This is a genomic window from Spirosoma pulveris (assembly GCF_054781875.1).
Window position 1 is genome coordinate 124,258 of the sequence record NZ_BAAGTO010000011.1, and the last position, 18,003, is coordinate 142,260.

An 18,003-nucleotide genomic window follows, 5' to 3' on the forward strand; every position below is an offset into this window, starting at 1 on the left:
TAGTTATGCCCTATTTTAATGATGTGGCTTAACTAGTTAAACAAAATCTTCGCGCATGGGGGTAAACACATCGACCAGTACGCCCGCTTCTTCGCACACGGCACCATGTCGTATATTCGGTGGAATGTAATAGGCGTCACCCGCCCGAACAACCCGAACCTCGTCGCCGATGGTGATGGTAAACGCTCCACTGGCCACATAACTCATTTGAGTATGAAAATGACTATGTGCCGCGCCTATACCGCCCGTTTCAAACGCTACTTTGACCATCATCAAGTTGTCGTCGTAGGTCATGATTTTACGTTTTACACCGTCGGCCACCGACTCCCAGGGCAGGTTGCCATCATCGACGAATAGGGCAGCAAGTTGGTTTGTCATCGTTTTTCGGATTATTTCATCATCCAGGAGAAGCCGTCTTTTTCAACGAGCTGCGCAGCGGCTTCGGGGCCCCAAGAACCCGGTTCGTAATTCGGGAAGTCCGGCGTTTCAGCTTCCCAGGCTTCTAGAATGGGCGTCACGACTTTCCAGGCCGCTTCAACCTGATCGGCCCGCATGAACAGCGTCGCATCGCCGGTCATAACATCCAGCAACAAGGTTTCGTACGCTTCCGGCTCCTGCCCTTCGTAGGCATCTTTATAGCTGAACACCATCTCTACAGGGTCGATAGCGAGTGTTTGGCCGGGCCGTTTGGCCTGAAACCGCAGCCGGATGTCCATACCGGGCTGAATGCCAATGGTCAGTCGGTTAGACTGCCAGCCATTCGTTGCTTCGTCAGGGAAGGCGTAGTATGGAGCAGGCTTGAACTGAATCGTAATAACGGTGGCCTTTTCGGGGAGCGACTTGCCCGTACGGAGGTAAAACGGCACATCCTCCCAACGCCAATTGTCGACAAACAGCTTTACAGCAGCAAATGTCTCCGTTTTAGAATCCGGCTTTACGCCTTCCTCTTCCCGATAGCCCGGTGTCGGCTTACCATCTTTCTGGCCGGGACCGTACTGCCCCCGAACGGCTACCTCGTTCACCTGCTCGGGCTTTATCCGGCGAATGGCGTTCAGTACATCGACGGTTTTATTCCGTACCTCATTGGCATCAAAGGAGATAGGGGCTTCGGTAGCGACCATGCATAACACCTGAAGCAAGTGGTTCTGGATCATGTCGCGCAAGGCACCCGAGCCTTCATAATAGCCACCCCGTCCTTCCAGCCCCACGGTTTCGGAAGCGGTAATCTGAATATAAGCCACATACCGGCGATTCCAGATGGGCTCGAACAGGGAGTTGGCAAATCGAAGGGCCAGGATATTCTGCACCGTTTCTTTACCCAGGTAATGATCTATGCGATAAATCTGCTCTTCGGCAAACAAGCCACCCAGTAGGCTATTCAGCTCCTGAGCCGTTTTAAGATCGTGCCCAAATGGCTTTTCGACCACGATTCGAACCCTGGATTTTTCACAGCAAAGGGGCAGTTTACCAAGGTTAACCGCAATACCCGGAACGAGCTGGGGCGCTACAGCGAGGTAGAAAACAATATTGGCCTGTACACCCCATTCTTCCTCTTTGGCCGACACGTAATTACTCAGTTTGGCATAGGCTCCGGCATCACCAGCGTCCATCTGCAAATACGTAATCGTCTTGGAAAACGACGCCCAGATATCGTCGGGGCCATTTTTACGGCGCGAAAACGATTGAACCCCTTCGAGTAATCGCTCCCGAAACGACTCATCCGTATACTCACTTCGCCCCAGCCCAACCATCGAAAAACGGTCGGACAGGTAATTGTCAAGGTACAGGTTATAGAGCGCCGGAGTTAGTTTGCGGAGGTTCAAATCACCGCTTCCACCAAAGATAAACAGGATGGTAGCCGGTGGACGCTGATTAGTAGCTGGAATCATAGTCGGTTGTCTTGACGGGCTGCAAATTACCGCCAGTCTGTTTTCGGAACAAGTTTAGTCCGTTAAGGTTTCATCTTGGCGCAGTATTCTACTACTTTTGGCCCTTGTTTTTCATTCCTTTCGTTTATCATGAAAATTGCCATCGGTTCCGACCACGCTGGTTTCCGTTATAAAGAAGCCATCCGACAATATCTCACCAACCTCGGCCACGAGGTTATTGACAAAGGCACGTATGCCGAAACGCCATCCGTCGATTATCCTGTTTACATCCGCCCTGTGGCCGAAGCCGTTGCCGCCGGTGATGTTGACCGGGGTATTGTGCTGGGAGGTTCGGGCAACGGAGAAGCCATCATGGCGAACCGGATTAAAGGGGTTCGCTGCGGTCTTTGCTGGAACGAAGAATCGACCCGGCTATGCCGCCAGCATAACGACGCCAACGTAATGTCGATTGGCGAACGCATGATGAGTGAAGAAACCGCCCTTAACCTGGTCCAAATCTGGCTCGATACGCCGTTTGAAGGTGGGCGCCACCTGGCCCGTATTCAGCAGCTCGATCAATAACCTACTTGAGGTTAATTGGTTAATGATGATAAGGTTGTTAGGTATAGTGTTATTGGTTAATCGTTATTCCGGTATATAGTCTGGCTCAGTTTCAGCCTTTTAACCCACTAACCCATTGACTAATAACGCTATACCTGCCAATCAATAAACATTAACCAACCCCAATGTCGATTCTCTGGTCGTATCTTAAACCGTATCGCTGGCTGGCCGTACTGGCGCTGGCACTGGCGGGTATCGCCCAGATACTAGCCCTCGTTGACCCTATTATTTTTGGGAAGCTGATTGACGAATACGCCACCAATCCGGGCAAAAAAACAGATTCGGAGAAAATAAACGGCGTTTTATGGCTGCTCGCTATTGCCGTTGGCGTGGCCGTTCTGTCCAACATCACCAAAGCCTTTCAGGAATACTTCACCCGTCTGGTTGTCCAGAAATTTGGCACCGATATTTTCAACGACGGTCTTAAACAAACTCTTCGGCTTTCGTATCAGGAGTTCGGCGATCAAAGCAGTGGGGCTACCCTGTCTATCCTGCAAAAAGTCCGCACCGACACAGAGAAATTTATCAATTCCTTCGTCAACGTGCTGTTTTCCTCACTGGTTGGCGTTGGTTTTCTGGTCTGGTATGCCATCACGAAACACTGGGCGCTGGTGCCTGTCTTTTTAACCGGCGTATTGCTGCTGGGCGGGCTAACAGGTACGCTGAGCACCCAGATCAAAACCACCCAACGTTCCATCAACCGGGAAACGGCCCTGCTGTCGGGCGTTATTACGGAGTCTCTTCGCAACATCGAACTTATCAAAAGCCTGGGGCTTACCTTCCCGGAAATCAGGCGACTTAAGGTACAGACGGGTCGCATTTTCGACCTCGAAATGTTCAAGGTAAAACGCGTTCGGCTCCTCTCCTTTTGGCAAAGTACCACCTTGAATATTCTCAAGCAGTCCGTTCTGTTTACGCTGCTCTGGCTTATTTTTCGAAATATCCTGAGCACCGGCGAGCTAATTTCCATGCAGTTCATTTCGGTGGCCATCTTCAACCCCTTGCAGGATCTGGGTAATATCATTCTAGCCTACCGGGAAGCCGAAGCCGGACTGCATAGTTTTGGCAAGCTGATGCAAAGACCTATCGAGAAAAACCCGGATTCGCCGGTTGTGGTGGGTCCGTTGGAACGATTGCGGTTTGAAGAGGTAATTTTTCGGCATAAAGGAGCTGGTCAGAACGCCATCGATGGCGTAAGTTTCGAGGCCGCCCTGGGCGATACTATTGCCTTCGTGGGACCGTCGGGTTCTGGAAAATCGACAATGGTGAAACTACTGGTCGGACTTTACCGGCCCGTCGATGGGGAGATTTATTACAACGACATATCGACTAAGGACATCCGGTTCAACCCCATGCGCCGTCAGATTGGCTTCGTGACGCAGGATACGCACCTGTTTGCCGGGACTATCCGCGAAAACCTGCTGTTTGTCAAACCCGACGCTACCGAAGCCGAAATGCTCGATGCCCTCGACAAAGCCGCCTGCGATCATCTGCTGGCCCGCTCAGAAAACGGCCTCGACACGCAGATTGGGGAAGGTGGTCTGAAAATGTCGGGGGGCGAAAAACAACGGCTTTCCATTGCCCGTGCGCTGGTCAGGCATCCACGGCTATTGATTTTTGACGAAGCAACGTCGGCACTGGACTCACTTACCGAAGAAGAAATTACGGATACCGTCCGCTCGGTATCGGCGCTGAACGAACAGATTACCATCCTGATTGCCCACCGCCTTTCCACCATCCTACACGCCAACACTATATTTGTGCTGGAGAAGGGTAAAATTGTCGAAACGGGCAATCATGATGCGCTGGTTGCCCAAAAGGGCCTATATTACGCCATGTGGCGGCAGCAAATTGGAGAACGTAAAACAGGTTTGCTGCCCCTCGACGCCTGATCGCTCCATGCATTTCTCAGGAAAGGCCATTCACGTATGAACAAGCGTAGTCGGCAAGTCGGATATTTTCTGTCGAGCCAGTATTTTTCAGATGGTCTGCGGATAACGTTGTCTATTCTGTTGCCGTCCCTGGCCCTCTCGCAGTTTGGTCAGTTACAGGCCGGTATGGCTATGTCGCTGGGTGCATTGAACGTGAGCCTGAGCGATGCCCCTGGCCCGGTCATGCATCGGCGTAACGCCATGGCTACCAGCGCAGTTATCAGCTTTCTGGTTACGTTAATTACGGGCTTCGCCCGGATGAATGAGTACACGCTGGGCGCTGAAATTCTGCTGTTCGGGTTCTTTTTTTCCATGTTTGCCATCTACGGAAGCCGGGCCACTTCTGTAGGTACGGCGGCTTTGCTCATCATGATCCTGATGATCGACCGGCCCATGGATGCCCGCGGGGTTATTCACGAAAGTGCCCTGGTGCTGTCGGGCAGCGTTTGGTATAGCCTGATCAGTTTGCTGGCTTCCCGACTTCAACCCTACCGGCTGGCGCAACAGGCGTTGGGGCAGTGTATTCATGAAATGGCCAAGCTCATGGCCATCAAGGCGGATTTTTATGATACGTCAACGTCACTGGATGACAATTACCGTCGGCTAATTGCCCAACAGGTCGATGTTAGCGAAAAGCAGGATGCCGTGCGGGAAGTTTTATTCAAAAGTCGGCGGATTGTGGCCGAAACAACGCGTACGGGCCGTTTGCTGCTGCTCACCTTCGTGGATGTTGTCGATTTGTACGAGCAGATCATCGCCATGTACTATGACTACTCCGACATTCGGGAACGGTTTGGCAATTCGGGTGTGCTGGAACACATTGCCCGGTCCATCCGGCGGCTTTCCGTCGAACTGGACCATATCGGACTGGCTATCCAGTTACCCGTTCCGTTCCACAAACCGGTCGATATTACGCCCCGGCTGGATGAATTGAAACGCAGCATCGACGCCCTCGGCGATGAAGGCGGCAGCACGCTGGTACTCAAAAAAGTGCTGGTTAGTCTGCGCACCATCAGCCAGCGGGTAACGGCCCTTCAGAAAAACCTGGCTTCACCAACGGCCAACCCGATCAATAACGAGGAGATGGAATACGGACGTTTCGTTACGCATCAGGAAATCGACCGAAAATCCTTTCTCGACAATTTGAGCCTTAACTCCTCGGTGTTCCGGCATTCGGTGCGGGTAGCGGTTGCCATGCTGCTCGGGTACGTCATTACCAAACTCCTCCCCTACGGCCACCATAGTTATTGGGTATTACTGACCATTTCGGTGATTCTGAAACCAGCTTTTAGTCTGACCAAGCAACGAAATATCGAACGCATCAGCGGTACATTAGCCGGGGGTATTATTGGCGTATTCATTCTGACGTTCATCCCCAGCAGAGACGTTCAGTTTGGCTTCATGGTGCTGTTTATGCTCGGCACCTATAGCGCGCAACGCATCAATTATATCGTGATGGTCATTTGTGTGACCCCATTTGTCCTGTTGCTGTTCAGCTTTCTGGGGGTTAGCTATCTGGGGGTGGCCGAAGAGCGTTTTTTCGATACGCTGCTAGGAGGAGTTATTGCCCTGGTAACGGGCTATCTGGTTTTTCCGCAGTGGGAGTCCGATCAGTTGGCCAAGCCAATGAAGGCTATTTTACAGGCCAATATCCGTTACCTGCAACTGCTGTTCGACAGCCTTTCCGGACAGAATATCAGTCTTGTGGATTATAAGCTGGCCCGTAAGGAAGTGTATGTTACGTCGGCCAATTTATCGGCGGCTTTCGACCGGATGCTCTCGGAGCCCAAGCACAAGCAGCGTAACGAGAAGCTTATTTACGAATTTGTGGTCCTGAACCACATTTTGTCGGCCAACATTGCTACGATTACCTCTGCCCAGTTTACGAACGAATACAAAGTTTACCCTGTCCCGTTTCTGCGTCCGGTTAAGCGAGCTTTGTTTACCCTCAATGAAAGCCTGCGCCGGTTAGGCATATCAATGGACAACCCGGTTCAGGAGCCTACCGGCACGAGCCCGGCGGCTCCGGAACCGGCTCCCGCCGACCCTTTGCTTAGTGAGCAGTTAAATTTTATTCAGCAGGTAAGCAGCGACATTGGTAAACTGGTGGATCGATTAGCGTAGTACGATCCGATGAGGAGGCAGGGTTGATACGCATTAAACTAACAAAGCCCCGATAGCTGACTACCGAGGCTTTATCTTTGATGTTAGTAGGTAAACCCTGAACGAGCCTGAATAATTCCAGATATGAAAAATTGTCAAATAATTTTTCGGATAATAATTCGGATTTTTACATTCAGTTTTACACCAACGAAACCTCAGCTAAGACATGCCCTTTTTAGTCCTTGACCTGGAGATGTCCGGCCCCGAACCGGATTATAATGAGATTATACAGATTGGTGCTGTACTGTTCGACGACAACTGGGTAGAGCGCGGTCAGTACCTCACGAATGTCTATCCAGAGAATAAAGATGCGTTTTCATCCTCTTCCGAGAAAATACACAACCTGTCTTTGGCAGAGTTGGAGGATGCCCCTATGATCTACGACGTGTTGCCCGAAATGGAAGAATGGATCTGCACCCAGCTTGGCCTGCGTGTTCCCAAAGGACAACTTGACCGAACTCCATATCTGCGTGACCTGATCATCTGCGGCCAGAGCGTTATTAACGACATCAATTTTTTGAAAGAGGCATACCGATACGAGAAACAGAAATGGCCGTATTCGCGTGTATTGCTCGATCTGCACACCCTGGCCTATTTTACCTTCCGGGTATTGAAAGCCAACGGCCGCAAAGTGCCCGACCGCCTGAGTCTGACGGCCATAGCCAGTTATTTTGGTTTTGCCCGCGAAGACGGCTTTCATAATGCACTGGAAGATGCGGTGCTCACCGCCAAATGCCTTAAGGAAGTATTTAAACTGAGTGAGCAGCTGAAAATACAGCCGTAGAACGACGCTCTCGATTTTGCCAGAACCATATTACACTCAGCCCAATCAGAGCCAGTAAGGAAAAAATACCGACCCAGGGACTGTATGAAAGATGAACAAGTGGCCTTGAATCGCCAACCATGATCAGGCCCGCCCAGTAATTAGGCAGTCGATTTTCGCCTTCGGCCGTGTTGAGCCAATCCTGCTTGGCTCGTTGTAAAGCCACTTCTTTGGGTAACCCCTGATCGAGGTACGAGTAGAAGAGGTCAGTCAGTTCGTAGGTGGCTTCGTTTTGAACGCTCCAGAGCGTTGTCAGCACACTGGGTACGCCTAGTGCCGCAAATCCGCGCGCCAAACTAAATACCCCCTCACCCCGCTGGTCGGCCCCGATACCGGTTTTACAGGCTGCCAGCACAACCATCTGGGCATTCGGTAGTGCGTCATCGCTCAAATCGGAAAGTTGCAAGGTTGAGTCGGCAAAATACAGGGATGGCTCCCGGTCAGAGCTATCGGCGGTGGCATGGGTAAACAGATGGATAACTCGTGCGGTGGCAGCTTTCTCCAAAAAAGAAGCTTTTGTGGCTTTGTCGTGCGTGAGTAACGTCGACCTGGTAAAGCGCCCGGCTATAGGATTCAGGGCTTCGTCGGAGCGGGGCAGTCGAACCTGATTTAGTCTGGACGAAAACTCAACGGGTGCTACGCCCAGGAAATCGGTCGATTGAAAAGCTTGGTTACGGGATGGTTTCAAGCCACTTTTCAGCAACAGGCCAACAGAATACACATAGCTGAATGCATAGTCATTGACCGCGAAATCCGCTTTGTCGGCCGAACGGCTCAGGGCATCGAACGGCACAAAAAAACCATCGGGCGATACCAGAACCCGCCCTTTTGGCAAACCGAATGGGGCGAGTAACTGGCGATACAGGTCGTTGCTGAGTCCCAAAAACCGATTGACGTCGTCGCGTTTGCTCATCGCTGCCGAATTCGCCAGCAACCCGGCAAACGGGTGCAGTGCTGTTGTATACGCCTTGATCGGTTGCTTTTTCAAAACGGCTTTATCGCCCGTAACAGCCATCAAGTACAGGGCACTGTCGCCCACAAAATAGGTCACTAGTGAACCAGATTGGCTTTTCAGATACCGTTTTACTGAAGCAAGTGATATAGCAGTCGTATCATATTTATACTGATAGTACGCCGGATTGGATGTTTCGAGTTTTTTCAGAAAAGTGGTCAGGCTATCCTGTTTAGTAAATAGAGCCATCCGGGCTGCATTATAGGCGGGTCCGTTGTCGGAGGAGAGGCTGGCCAGTGTATTTTGCTGGCTGCTGACCGCCTGCTGCAACTGTTGTTCCTGCGCAATCTGTAACTCGGTTAGTTTCTGCCGGGCACCGAGTTCATTGAGCTTATCGGCCAGCATAACGGCCCGGCTTTTCTCTAGTAAGCGAAAAGCTTTTTCGGCATCGCCCAGTAAGAAACAAGTTTCAATGGCGCGCTCGTACATGCTCCGGGTCTTCTGCCGCCAGAACAATTTCGATTGTTCTCCAGTATGCTCCCAACGCATAAAGTCAATCATTTGATCGGCAATGTTGTAAGTGGCAAGGGCGGCTTTTAATCGGTTACGGTCATTTACAGTCGCTTTGGCATAGTCGAGCCAGGTATCGGCCTTGTCTCGAATAAGGCTCAACAAGTATTCTTTATTGCCTGATGATTTGATAAATTGACTGCCAGGGTTGGTTGTAAAAATGACGCTGTCTACTGTTGGGTCTATCAGGCGGAATGCGTTCTGATAATAGCGCATCGCTTCCCGATAGTGTGTCAAATCCTGCTGTGTTTTACCAATACAATTCAGAATCACTAAACGCCCCCCCGTATCGTCGCAATAAGCAAGTGCCTGTTTGTAGCTGGCTAATGCTTTATGATATTGCCGCAGCTTCCTAGCATATACCAGTCCAAGACTAGTGAGTGACTGAAAACATCCGTGCCGAAAATTAGCTTGTTTATTTAAAGCAATAGCTTTGTGGTAATACTGAATAGCAATACCAACCTGTTGTTGTTTATTTGCCACATCAGCCAGAAGTGAATAGACATTGGCTGTTATACCTGGTTCGTTGATTTGTTTAGTCAATCGTAGTGCTTTCTGAAGCGCGGCTGCGGCTGCAGGTAAATTATCAAGCACTATAAGGGATTGAGCCTGCTGAACCAATGTATTAGCGGTCATCTTAGGGTCCTTCGCCTTTTGTGACAAATAGATTCCCTCCTGAGCTACATTGACAGCTTTCTCGTAGTCGCCAATGTTATAGTATATGTATGACAGTTCATCGTAGGCACTAGCGCCAGAAGCCCACTTCTCAGGGTAGTGTCTGGCTATGATAACAGCGGTCGTAAAGGATTGTATAGCCCGTTTATAATCAGCTTTATCGCCATAGATACGCCCCAAATTGTAATAACTATGCACCAGATTGGCCCTCCGTACAGCAGGTCCGTTCATTTGGTTAACTTCAATAGCCCGTCGGGTCAGCGCAATGGCAGTGTCCAGACTACCTGCATACCAGTACGAACGCCCCATTATATGGAGTGTTTTCGCATAAACCGAGTCGTTGATAGTCTTACAATTACGGGATTGCCTTTCCAATTCAGATACTTTCAGTATAATTTCGCGGGGAGTTGGTAAGCCGGACAGGTCAACCAAACGACTGTACCGCTGGGACATAGTGGGACACTGCGCCCGAGCGAACGCAGGCAACAAGACCAGCCCCAAAACCAGCGAACGCCACATACAATTAACCTTTCGTTATGGTAATGTCGTTATGTACTTGTTTGACATGACCTGGTCGCCAATGCCTTGATTAGCACCCGGAATCTGAACAGGAATATCCATACGGCTGTTCAACACCCCCGGTGACTCAACCAGTCTACGGGCTAACCACCCGGCTACTACCGGTGATGCGTAAGAAGTTCCAAAAATATTTACGATTGAGTTACCCGGTCCATCATTCATTCGGAAACGACAGGGTGTCGACTTATCCATAGCACCCACTACGTATTCTTTGGTATAGTTCTGCCGTACACAGGCGCTCACTAAACCGTTGGCATCTTTTGACACCGTTGTTACCGGAACAACTCGATTGAACTCAGCGGCAAATGTTGCTGGATAAAACTGGGGTTTTAACGTAGTTAGGTTCCGGTTTAAACCAGTTGAGTCAACTAGATGATTTCCGGCGGCTACGATCATCCAGATACCAGCCTGATGCGCTTCGGCGATATACTTTCGGAACAGGCTATCAAGACCCCCATAATAGCCTAAACTCATGTTGAACACCTTGACACCGTTTTTCTGTGCCGTCTTCATTGCACACATAAGTCCATATAAGTCTCCCTGATTATTTCCATTCAGCACTTTCATAGGCACAATCCGGGGTACTATATTGCTATTTTCAAACTGCCTGGCTAACAGGTTCACCACCCGCGATCCATGATGAACCGGGGTCAGATCATCAGTCGTTTTTTCGTCTCCTTCGCTTGTAAAATTCCAGCCCTGATTACTCGTTTTAGCAGGATCAAGGACTTCATTGGAACAGGAAGTAGTTGGCAGTAAATAACTATCAGACAAGTAGTTGACACCGCGTAAAAAACCAGAATCAAATACGGCAATCTTTATTTGTTTTGAGGCTACCGGTATAGTAGATGGCAGAAAAGCTTTGCCTGTATATCCCCTTCCAGCCACCTCCCGGTTGTCTGTCTGCTGGCTTGGGTCGTATGTATTGATTAGAAAATTTAAGCCTACCACCAGTGAACCACTTCCCGGCAAATCAACTCCCCCCGACTGTCCGCCACCAGGCGACCGAACCGCAACGCCACCGGGATCATGGCCTTCGATGATCCAGCCAGGGGGTAATTCCAGATTGACCAGCGAGTCACAGGGGCAACGTCGAATCTTAATATCACTATCCGCCAGCGAGCCACCTGCCTTTTCGGCCGCTTTGCGAATAGCGTTTCGTATGTTCTCATCCTTAACCTCGCCTGGAAGGAGCAAATTTGCTGACGAATACCAGGGTTTTTCGACTGGTTTGTCCCCACAACATTGTTTACAAAAAAATTTACAGCTACTCAGCGAGTTTATACTAACTAAAAGGAGTAGACAACCAATAACGGAACGGCTGATTCGATTTAGTAGGTTAATGACCAGGTACATTGCGGTGAGCGGGTTTAGAATGACTTTATTAGCTTTTCAGCCTCAACTTTCCCGTCCAAGTTCCTGGTAATCACTTCGTCAAGCAACTTTTTGGCTTGCTCTTTATCCATCGGTCGTCCGCGCTTTAACAGCGCCAGACTTTCGTAGAATAAACCGGGGTTGCTGTAGAGGTCTGTCCGCTCACTTAGTCGATGAAACAGGCTAATGGCTTGGTCGTAATTTCCAAGGCGCAGGGCAACGATACCAGCGTATTTTAACGCACGGTCGTTGGTGGGCTGGCGCTTGAGGATGTCCTGAACGAGAGCTTCGGCCTCGTTTAGTTTACCGCTATTGACCAAACCAACGGCTGTTTTCAGGCTATCGGCTGTCGTTGATCTTGACGATTCGCCATCCATAGTCGTGGGTAGCTGCATAAAGTGTTCGGCTACATAATCGTCGGCCAGGCGGGTTGCCATTTCCGGGGAGTTAGCCGGACGTAAAAAGTACCAGCCCAGCCCCAATAGTACGGCAATGCTGGCGGCAGCGGCCCAGCGCATAGGCACACTCCAGAACGAAGCGGGTTTACGTAAGGCATTAAGTTCCGCTTTGCGTTGTTCACGGGCCTGCTCGTTGGCTACGTGTTTCGAGAGCATGTAGAACGCCAGAGCCTCGGCCACGTCCGGATCGGTACGAAGAGCGGCCTCAAAACGCGTTCGCTCATCGGGAGTGAGCTGGCCGGTCACATAATTTTCAATTGTCTCCAGATCAGTATTCATAGTATATCGCGGAAACGTTCACGTAGTTTATCCAAACAACGCAGGCGACTGGTTTTAGCCACAGCGGCCGTATTGTAGCCCATTGTCTGAGCAATCTCATCGTCGGAATAGCCTTCTCCCCACGATAAAATCATAGCTCGACATTTATCACCCAGTTCATTCAGGTGCTTATGGAGCTTTTCCAGGTCACTTTGCGCAATGAGCTTCTGCACAATCGAGCGTGCTTCATCGGGCAATTGCAGGAGTGAATCATCGAGCGAAAAGGCATCATGGACCTTATTACGATTAGTCGTCTTTTTACGAATTTCGTCAACACATTTATTCGTAAATATTTGATATAGGTAGGTTTTAAGCTCAGAACGGCCTTCAAAGCGGTCGCTGGCGATGTTGTCGAACATCGCCAGAATAGTATCTGAATAGACACTGGCACATTCGTCTTCGGTTAACCGATGCTTGCGAATGCCATCTGTAATAAAATACTGATATTTCTCGTAGAGTTTGTTTTCGTAGAGCCGACGCTGTGAGCCGCCAGCACGGATACCCGTCATCAACTCAGCATCGGATAGCTGTCGGGAAGGAAGTCGCATAGGATAAAGGAGCCATAACTATATGCGACGGTAAGATAAGTAAATTTAACAAATCGATTCGATTCGTTCAGGAAATCACAAAGGGCCGTGGGCTAAAACACAACACAAAGACAATCAAGGCGATCCAGCCCAGTATCTGCCGTTTGGCGTCCAAGGGTTCTTCGAGCTCCGTTTCGGGGTGGTATATACCCAGGAACCGGCCTAACACGAAAGAAAAGACAAGAAAGCCGGTATAGCCCTCAATATCGGGCCGCACCCAGGATAGCACCAGTTGTGCCGCCACGACACTTAACGTGACGAGCAGGGCCGTCATTCGGGAGCCACTTTCGGACCGCTCTGCAATACGCGAGAAAGCCAGATAGAGAAAGCCTATGTACAGGCCAAAGTTGCCTAATATCGAAAAGAAGGCTTCATCGGTAGGAACGGCAAAATCGGTTGGTTTAAACAGACCCAGACCGGCATAAAAAACAAAGGTGATGAACAGGGCCGGCGAAACCCACTGAAACCGTTTACGCCCAATCAGGGCGTACAGAATATGCCCCCCATCCAACTGACCTATGGGAATGAGGTTGAGGGAGGTGAAAAACAACGCCAGATAACCCGCCAACAAGTATGGATAATGAATCATTTCGTACGGATGGGGTAAACGGGCCGGGTCGGCTATATACGTTTTAAAGAACGAAAACAGCAAGTTATCCCCCAGTGCAATGGCTCCGCCTTCAGGGAGTTTTTGATACGCATATTTTCCGTATTCGAGACCCCATTTCTTGTATTCTGGGTGAATGCTGAATATGTATTCGGCGGGGGGCAGATGAGAAAAGCCGTACCAGAGCACGACCAGCGCCAGCGCGAAGCCAGCCAGTGGACCAGCAATGCCAATATCAAAGTATTTTCGGCGGCTGTTAATATAATCCTTGATGCGGATGAATGCGCCCAATGTACCAATACTCTGGCCAATACCCAGCCAAAGGGGGATATAATACGGCAGCGTTACCCGCACGTGATTAGCCTTCGCCGTAAAGTAGTGCCCAAACTCATGAACGGTGAGGATAGCCAGGAAAGGAATTGAAAACTGAAAACCAGCCACAAATTCAGACCAGCCAAGGGTTTTTACGCCTTCAATAGGAATAAATATGCTACCAAACATCCACTCGGCTCCTGCCATTGTGGTTGTAATCAGTGTAATTAAAAAAAGACCTCCGTGCAGGAGGTAAGTACGGGTACTTTTGTTCATAAGAAGGAGGATGTATGATATAGGATGTATGATATATGCCAGGAAACCCATACATTATACAGCTTATATCATACATAAAGAATCATACATCCCTTAAATAGTCCAGTATTGTAAGAGGTGGCTGTACGTGTACGGCTTGAATACCTAACTCGGCAGCGGCCTTGATGTTCGCAGCATTATCATCAAAGAAAGCAGTTTGTTCGGCCATTAAGCCCGCTTCGTTGAGTACATGCTGGTAAATTTCAGGGGCAGGCTTGAGCAATCGAACCTCATAAGAATAAAACACTCGCTCGAACAGTTCCTCCAGCGTTGGCTGATTCATTGCCGACAGCACTTTGTTAACCTGCCGGATATGAATGGGACTCGTATTACTGAGCAGGAACAGCCGGTATTTGGAAGGTAATTCTTTAATGCGCTCGATACGCTCGACCGGTAAGTCGAGCAGAATGGTATTCCAGGCGGTGTCGATCACTTCATCGGCCCAGTCATCGGATTCGCGGGTGCGCTCTTTCAGCATTTGCCGAACGTGAGCCCGGAACGCTTCATCGTCAATAACGCCGGTTTCGTACTGACCCACGAGGTTGTGTTCCATCCAGAGGGCACGAACATCGTCTTCGGGCAGGTTAGCCAGCATCGCGAAGTTTCGGATGGGGGCGGTCAGGTCAATCGGGATGATTACATCACCGAGATCGAAAATAAGATTTTTAAGTATTGATTTATTCGGTAGAAACTCCATTCGCAGTGGCGGCTCTGGCCTTACAGGAACCGGGAGTCAAAGATAAGCCAGATTGACAGACAAATGGCCAACCGGCGTATCAAAGTTGAGGATAAGACCCGATTCTAAAGAATCCTCACGTGCCCATCGTCTTCCAGTAGATCAGAGTAGCCATAATAGTGCTTACTGAAGAATAGGCCAAATTCGTTGCCAGCGCTAGCGATTATCCCAGCGGATTGTTCGATCGAACGGATCGAATAGTAAACCGATGCCCAGATGGTCAGCAGCATCCTGCCAGGAACCTGTCACCAGAAAATAAATACCCAGCAATACAAAAGCTTCGTACATGATCCGGTTAAACCTGACGGACAGGCGTTGGGTATTAGCAGGTTGATCAATCGATGACAAAGTAGGTTCGTTTTGGCTGATTAGTCGCAGGAACGACGTAAACCTTACAGAGGGGGATAATTATTATGACTTTGGAGCCGGACTATCTCATGTACCGGTAAACGCTTTGCATAAAAAAAACCGCTGAGACTTTTCCAGCGGCTTTTCTATGCAAAGAACGAGTGCAGTTACTTACTCCAGTACGACACCCATATCGCAGAACTTTTCAATGCGTTGATTGATACGCTCCTGTGGGTCAATGGCGCTGAGTTGAGCAATGGCGTCGAGGATAACCGTTTTGAGGTGGTTTGCCATGGCCTGATGGTCATTATGGGCGCCTCCAACGGGTTCTTCGACAATTTCATCGACTAATTTATTCAATTGCATGTCGCGTGCGGTCAGCTTCATGGCTTCGGCCGCCTGCTCTTTAAAGTTCCAGCTCCGCCAGAGAATTGTCGAACAGTTTTCGGGTGAAATAACTGAATACCAGGTATTTTCGAGCATGAGCACTTTATCGCCGATGGCAATGCCCAGTGCACCACCCGATGCGCCTTCGCCAATAACAATGCAAATGACCGGCACGGTGAGCATGAACATTTCTTTCAGGTTACGGGCAATGGCTTCGCCCTGTCCGCGTTCTTCGGCTTCCAGACCCGGGAAGGCGCCCGGCGTGTCAATCATGGTCACGATGGGCTTATTAAACTTCTCGGCCAGTTTCATCAGCCGGAGTGCTTTTCGATAGCCCTCAGGGTTGGGCATCCCGAAATTCCGGTACTGACGCTGCTTGGTGTTACGCCCTTTCTGCTGACCGATCATCATCACTGTCTGCCCACCCAATTCACAAAAACCGCCTACCATGGCCGGGTCATCACGAACGGTACGGTCGCCGTGCAGTTCGATGAACTGATCGCACATGAGTGAGATGTAGTCGAGCGTATACGGGCGGTCCGGGTGACGGGACAATTGGACCCGCTGCCAGCGAGTAAGGTTCTGAAAAATTTCCCGGCGCAGTTTATCAATGCTCTGTTCGAGAATATTGACCGCTTCGCTGACATCGACATTACTGGTTTGAGCTAACTTTTTGGTCTCCTCCAGCCGTGACTCCAGGTCGGCAATGGGTTTTTCAAAATCGAGGTATGTTCTCATGAAGTAGTAGTTAGAAGCGAGGAGTTAGAAGCGAGGAGTTAGGAGTCTTATGCGGCCAATTCATCTGGCATTCTCGCTCTTAACTCTCCTCGCTACTCGCTGCTTAAAGTTCAAAGCTTTCGCCTTTTTTGGGAATAATCACCTGCGGATAGCCTTCTTCAGCCAGCGTGGCCTTGAAAGATTCCATGCTCTCGTATTCGCCGTGAACCAGAAAAATACTCCGGAGCGTTTCGGGTGATTGCATGCTCACAAAATTAATCAGATCATTCCGGTCGCCGTGACCGCTGAACACGTCGATCTTTTCAACATTGGCCAGCACCTGATGGTCTTTCCCTTTTATGCTCAGGGTTTGCTGTCCGTTGAGCAAACGCCACCCTAAAGTTCCTTCGGCGCAATAGCCGATGATAAGGATGGTTGCGTAGGGATTGCTGATGTTTTCGGCAACGTGGTATTCAACCCGCCCCCCCTGCACCATACCCGATGAGGAAATGATGATACAAGGTTCACCATAGTTGGATACGGCTTTACTGGCTTTTGCCGACTCCAGAAATTCAAAATTCTGAAAATCGAAAAGCGCTTCATTTTCCTTGTAGAACTCCCGGGCTTCGGCATTCAGCATTTTTATGTGCTGCATGTAGATCTTGGTGCTTTCGAAACCCATCGGGCTATCCGAAAAAACCTTGATCGGCGGAAAATTCCGTTCGGTATACAGCCGGTTAAGCGTGTACAGCAGCGCCTGCGTCCGGCCAACACTAAACGAAGGAATAATAAGTCGGCCGGGAATATCGATGCAGGTTCGCTGAATAATATCGGCGAGCGCATCTTCGGGTGTCATCAGGTGCTCGTGGAGCCGATTGCCGTATGTGCTTTCGCAAATCAGGTAATCGACTGGTGGTACCGTTGCCGGGTCGACTAAAAGCGGGTAATTTTTGCGGCCTATGTCGCCCGAAAAACAAATGCTTTTTCGTTCACCATTCTCAATGACATTGATGACGATATGAGCGGCTCCGAGAAGGTGTCCTGCCGGAATAAAGGTCACATCGACACCGTCGGCTACCCTGAACTTCCGGTTAAAACCAATGGGCACGACGTTTTCCATGGTTTCGCGAACCTGCTTGTCCAGAAACAGATCCTTCTGCATCTGCACCTGCCGATCTTTTACCCGTTGCTTCTTGCTGGCGTTCAGTTCGTTGATCCGCTTTTGATTTAAAGATGCGGCATCTTTGAGCAACACATTGGTGAGGGCAAAGGTAGGCTCGGTACAGAGTATCTGCCCTTCGTATCCTTCACGAAACAGATTGGGCAGGTTGCCGGAGTGGTCTACATGCGCGTGCGTCAGCAGAACCAGATTTATGCTAGATGCCTCAAACGGAAAAAATCCCGGATGAGTAACGGCGGGGGTTGTTTGACCGTTTGAGTTTGCCTCTCGTGGTGCAGAACGCTCCAGATCGGAACCACAGTCAATCAGGATGCGGTAATCATCCTCCAGTTCCAGCAGGTACATACTGCCAGTCACCTGCCGGGCCGCCCCCAGAAATGATAATTTCATGCGTGCAACTTTAACTATTCGGTGTCGTTAATTCAAAATGTTGAGACGGGTGGTTTTTGACCAAGTTGGGTGGTGCCTATTTTGTAAGTTTG

The 18,003-nt window shown here is 49.8% G+C and carries 15 protein-coding genes; 4 read left to right on the top strand and 11 right to left on the bottom strand.

Features of this window, described 5'->3' with window-relative positions:
* Positions 1-36: 36 nt before the first annotated feature.
* Together ACYVJM_RS26535 and zwf are read right to left on the bottom strand one after the other, a co-directional pair.
* On the bottom strand, positions 37-378 hold the full coding sequence (locus ACYVJM_RS26535) for a cupin domain-containing protein (protein ID WP_461151248.1): 342 nt from the start codon (positions 376-378) through the stop codon (positions 37-39).
* 11 nt (positions 379-389) lie between these two features.
* Entirely contained in the window at positions 390-1,889 is a 1,500-nt protein-coding gene (gene zwf, locus ACYVJM_RS26540) for a glucose-6-phosphate dehydrogenase (protein WP_461151249.1), read from the bottom strand.
* A gap of 129 nt (positions 1,890-2,018) precedes the next feature.
* Between zwf and rpiB the strand changes: the two genes are divergently transcribed.
* The 4 genes from rpiB to ACYVJM_RS26560 all read left to right on the top strand — a co-directional run bounded on the left by rpiB (position 2,019) and on the right by ACYVJM_RS26560 (position 7,367).
* Complete coding sequence (gene rpiB / locus ACYVJM_RS26545) at positions 2,019-2,450, top strand: ribose 5-phosphate isomerase B (protein ID WP_461151250.1); 432 nt, start codon at positions 2,019-2,021, stop codon at positions 2,448-2,450.
* Between the two features lie 164 nt (positions 2,451-2,614).
* Entirely contained in the window at positions 2,615-4,381 is a 1,767-nt protein-coding gene (locus tag ACYVJM_RS26550) for an ABC transporter ATP-binding protein (protein ID WP_461151251.1), read from the top strand.
* Between the two features lie 36 nt (positions 4,382-4,417).
* The gene (locus ACYVJM_RS26555; RefSeq protein ID WP_461151252.1) at positions 4,418-6,544 is read left to right on the top strand and encodes an FUSC family protein; all 2,127 of its coding nucleotides are present in this window, start codon (positions 4,418-4,420) and stop codon (positions 6,542-6,544) included.
* 205 nt (positions 6,545-6,749) lie between these two features.
* A complete protein-coding gene (locus ACYVJM_RS26560; RefSeq protein WP_461151253.1) occupies positions 6,750-7,367 on the top strand; it encodes a 3'-5' exonuclease in 618 nt (205 codons plus the stop codon).
* Here ACYVJM_RS26560 and ACYVJM_RS26565 read toward each other — a convergent pair.
* The 9 genes from ACYVJM_RS26565 to ACYVJM_RS26605 form a co-directional block, all read right to left on the bottom strand.
* Complete coding sequence (locus ACYVJM_RS26565) at positions 7,333-10,122, bottom strand: CHAT domain-containing protein (RefSeq protein WP_461151254.1); 2,790 nt, start codon at positions 10,120-10,122, stop codon at positions 7,333-7,335. The genes ACYVJM_RS26560 and ACYVJM_RS26565 overlap by 35 nt on opposite strands.
* 15 nt (positions 10,123-10,137) lie before the next feature.
* On the bottom strand, positions 10,138-11,379 hold the full coding sequence (locus ACYVJM_RS26570; protein ID WP_461151255.1) for a S8 family serine peptidase: 1,242 nt from the start codon (positions 11,377-11,379) through the stop codon (positions 10,138-10,140).
* A gap of 173 nt (positions 11,380-11,552) precedes the next feature.
* Positions 11,553-12,293: a tetratricopeptide repeat protein gene (locus tag ACYVJM_RS26575; protein ID WP_461151256.1), complete on the bottom strand. Its 741-nt coding sequence runs from the start codon at positions 12,291-12,293 to the stop codon at positions 11,553-11,555.
* Positions 12,290-12,880, bottom strand: coding sequence for an RNA polymerase sigma factor (locus ACYVJM_RS26580; protein WP_461151257.1), 591 nt, complete (start codon positions 12,878-12,880; stop codon positions 12,290-12,292). Before ACYVJM_RS26580 ends, ACYVJM_RS26575 begins: the two co-directional genes overlap by 4 nt.
* Before the next feature lie 67 nt (positions 12,881-12,947).
* Entirely contained in the window at positions 12,948-14,114 is a 1,167-nt protein-coding gene (locus ACYVJM_RS26585; protein ID WP_461151258.1) for a site-2 protease family protein, read from the bottom strand.
* Positions 14,115-14,196: 82 nt separating this feature from the next.
* Complete coding sequence (locus ACYVJM_RS26590) at positions 14,197-14,850, bottom strand: HAD family hydrolase (protein ID WP_461151259.1); 654 nt, start codon at positions 14,848-14,850, stop codon at positions 14,197-14,199.
* Between the two features lie 195 nt (positions 14,851-15,045).
* Complete coding sequence (locus ACYVJM_RS26595; protein WP_461151260.1) at positions 15,046-15,237, bottom strand: hypothetical protein; 192 nt, start codon at positions 15,235-15,237, stop codon at positions 15,046-15,048.
* A gap of 171 nt (positions 15,238-15,408) precedes the next feature.
* Entirely contained in the window at positions 15,409-16,362 is a 954-nt protein-coding gene (locus ACYVJM_RS26600; RefSeq protein ID WP_461151261.1) for an acetyl-CoA carboxylase carboxyltransferase subunit alpha, read from the bottom strand.
* 103 nt (positions 16,363-16,465) lie between these two features.
* A complete protein-coding gene (locus tag ACYVJM_RS26605; RefSeq protein WP_461151262.1) occupies positions 16,466-17,911 on the bottom strand; it encodes an MBL fold metallo-hydrolase RNA specificity domain-containing protein in 1,446 nt (481 codons plus the stop codon).
* Positions 17,912-18,003: the final 92 nt, after the last annotated feature.

What these genes read in the sequence shown, in the direction of transcription:
- ACYVJM_RS26605 (WP_461151262.1), bottom strand. Translation starts at nt 17,911, where the DNA reads ATGAAATTATCATTTCTGGGGGCGGCCCGGCAGGTGACTGGCAGTATG.
- ACYVJM_RS26585 (WP_461151258.1), bottom strand. Translation starts at nt 14,114, where the DNA reads ATGAACAAAAGTACCCGTACTTACCTCCTGCACGGAGGTCTTTTTTTA.
- ACYVJM_RS26580 (WP_461151257.1), bottom strand. Translation starts at nt 12,880, where the DNA reads ATGCGACTTCCTTCCCGACAGCTATCCGATGCTGAGTTGATGACGGGT.
- ACYVJM_RS26535 (WP_461151248.1), bottom strand. Translation starts at nt 378, where the DNA reads ATGACAAACCAACTTGCTGCCCTATTCGTCGATGATGGCAACCTGCCC.
- rpiB (WP_461151250.1), top strand. Translation starts at nt 2,019, where the DNA reads ATGAAAATTGCCATCGGTTCCGACCACGCTGGTTTCCGTTATAAAGAA.
- ACYVJM_RS26600 (WP_461151261.1), bottom strand. Translation starts at nt 16,362, where the DNA reads ATGAGAACATACCTCGATTTTGAAAAACCCATTGCCGACCTGGAGTCA.
- zwf (WP_461151249.1), bottom strand. Translation starts at nt 1,889, where the DNA reads ATGATTCCAGCTACTAATCAGCGTCCACCGGCTACCATCCTGTTTATC.
- ACYVJM_RS26560 (WP_461151253.1), top strand. Translation starts at nt 6,750, where the DNA reads ATGCCCTTTTTAGTCCTTGACCTGGAGATGTCCGGCCCCGAACCGGAT.
- ACYVJM_RS26565 (WP_461151254.1), bottom strand. Translation starts at nt 10,122, where the DNA reads ATGTGGCGTTCGCTGGTTTTGGGGCTGGTCTTGTTGCCTGCGTTCGCT.
- ACYVJM_RS26555 (WP_461151252.1), top strand. Translation starts at nt 4,418, where the DNA reads ATGAACAAGCGTAGTCGGCAAGTCGGATATTTTCTGTCGAGCCAGTAT.
- ACYVJM_RS26575 (WP_461151256.1), bottom strand. Translation starts at nt 12,293, where the DNA reads ATGAATACTGATCTGGAGACAATTGAAAATTATGTGACCGGCCAGCTC.
- ACYVJM_RS26590 (WP_461151259.1), bottom strand. Translation starts at nt 14,850, where the DNA reads ATGGAGTTTCTACCGAATAAATCAATACTTAAAAATCTTATTTTCGAT.
- ACYVJM_RS26550 (WP_461151251.1), top strand. Translation starts at nt 2,615, where the DNA reads ATGTCGATTCTCTGGTCGTATCTTAAACCGTATCGCTGGCTGGCCGTA.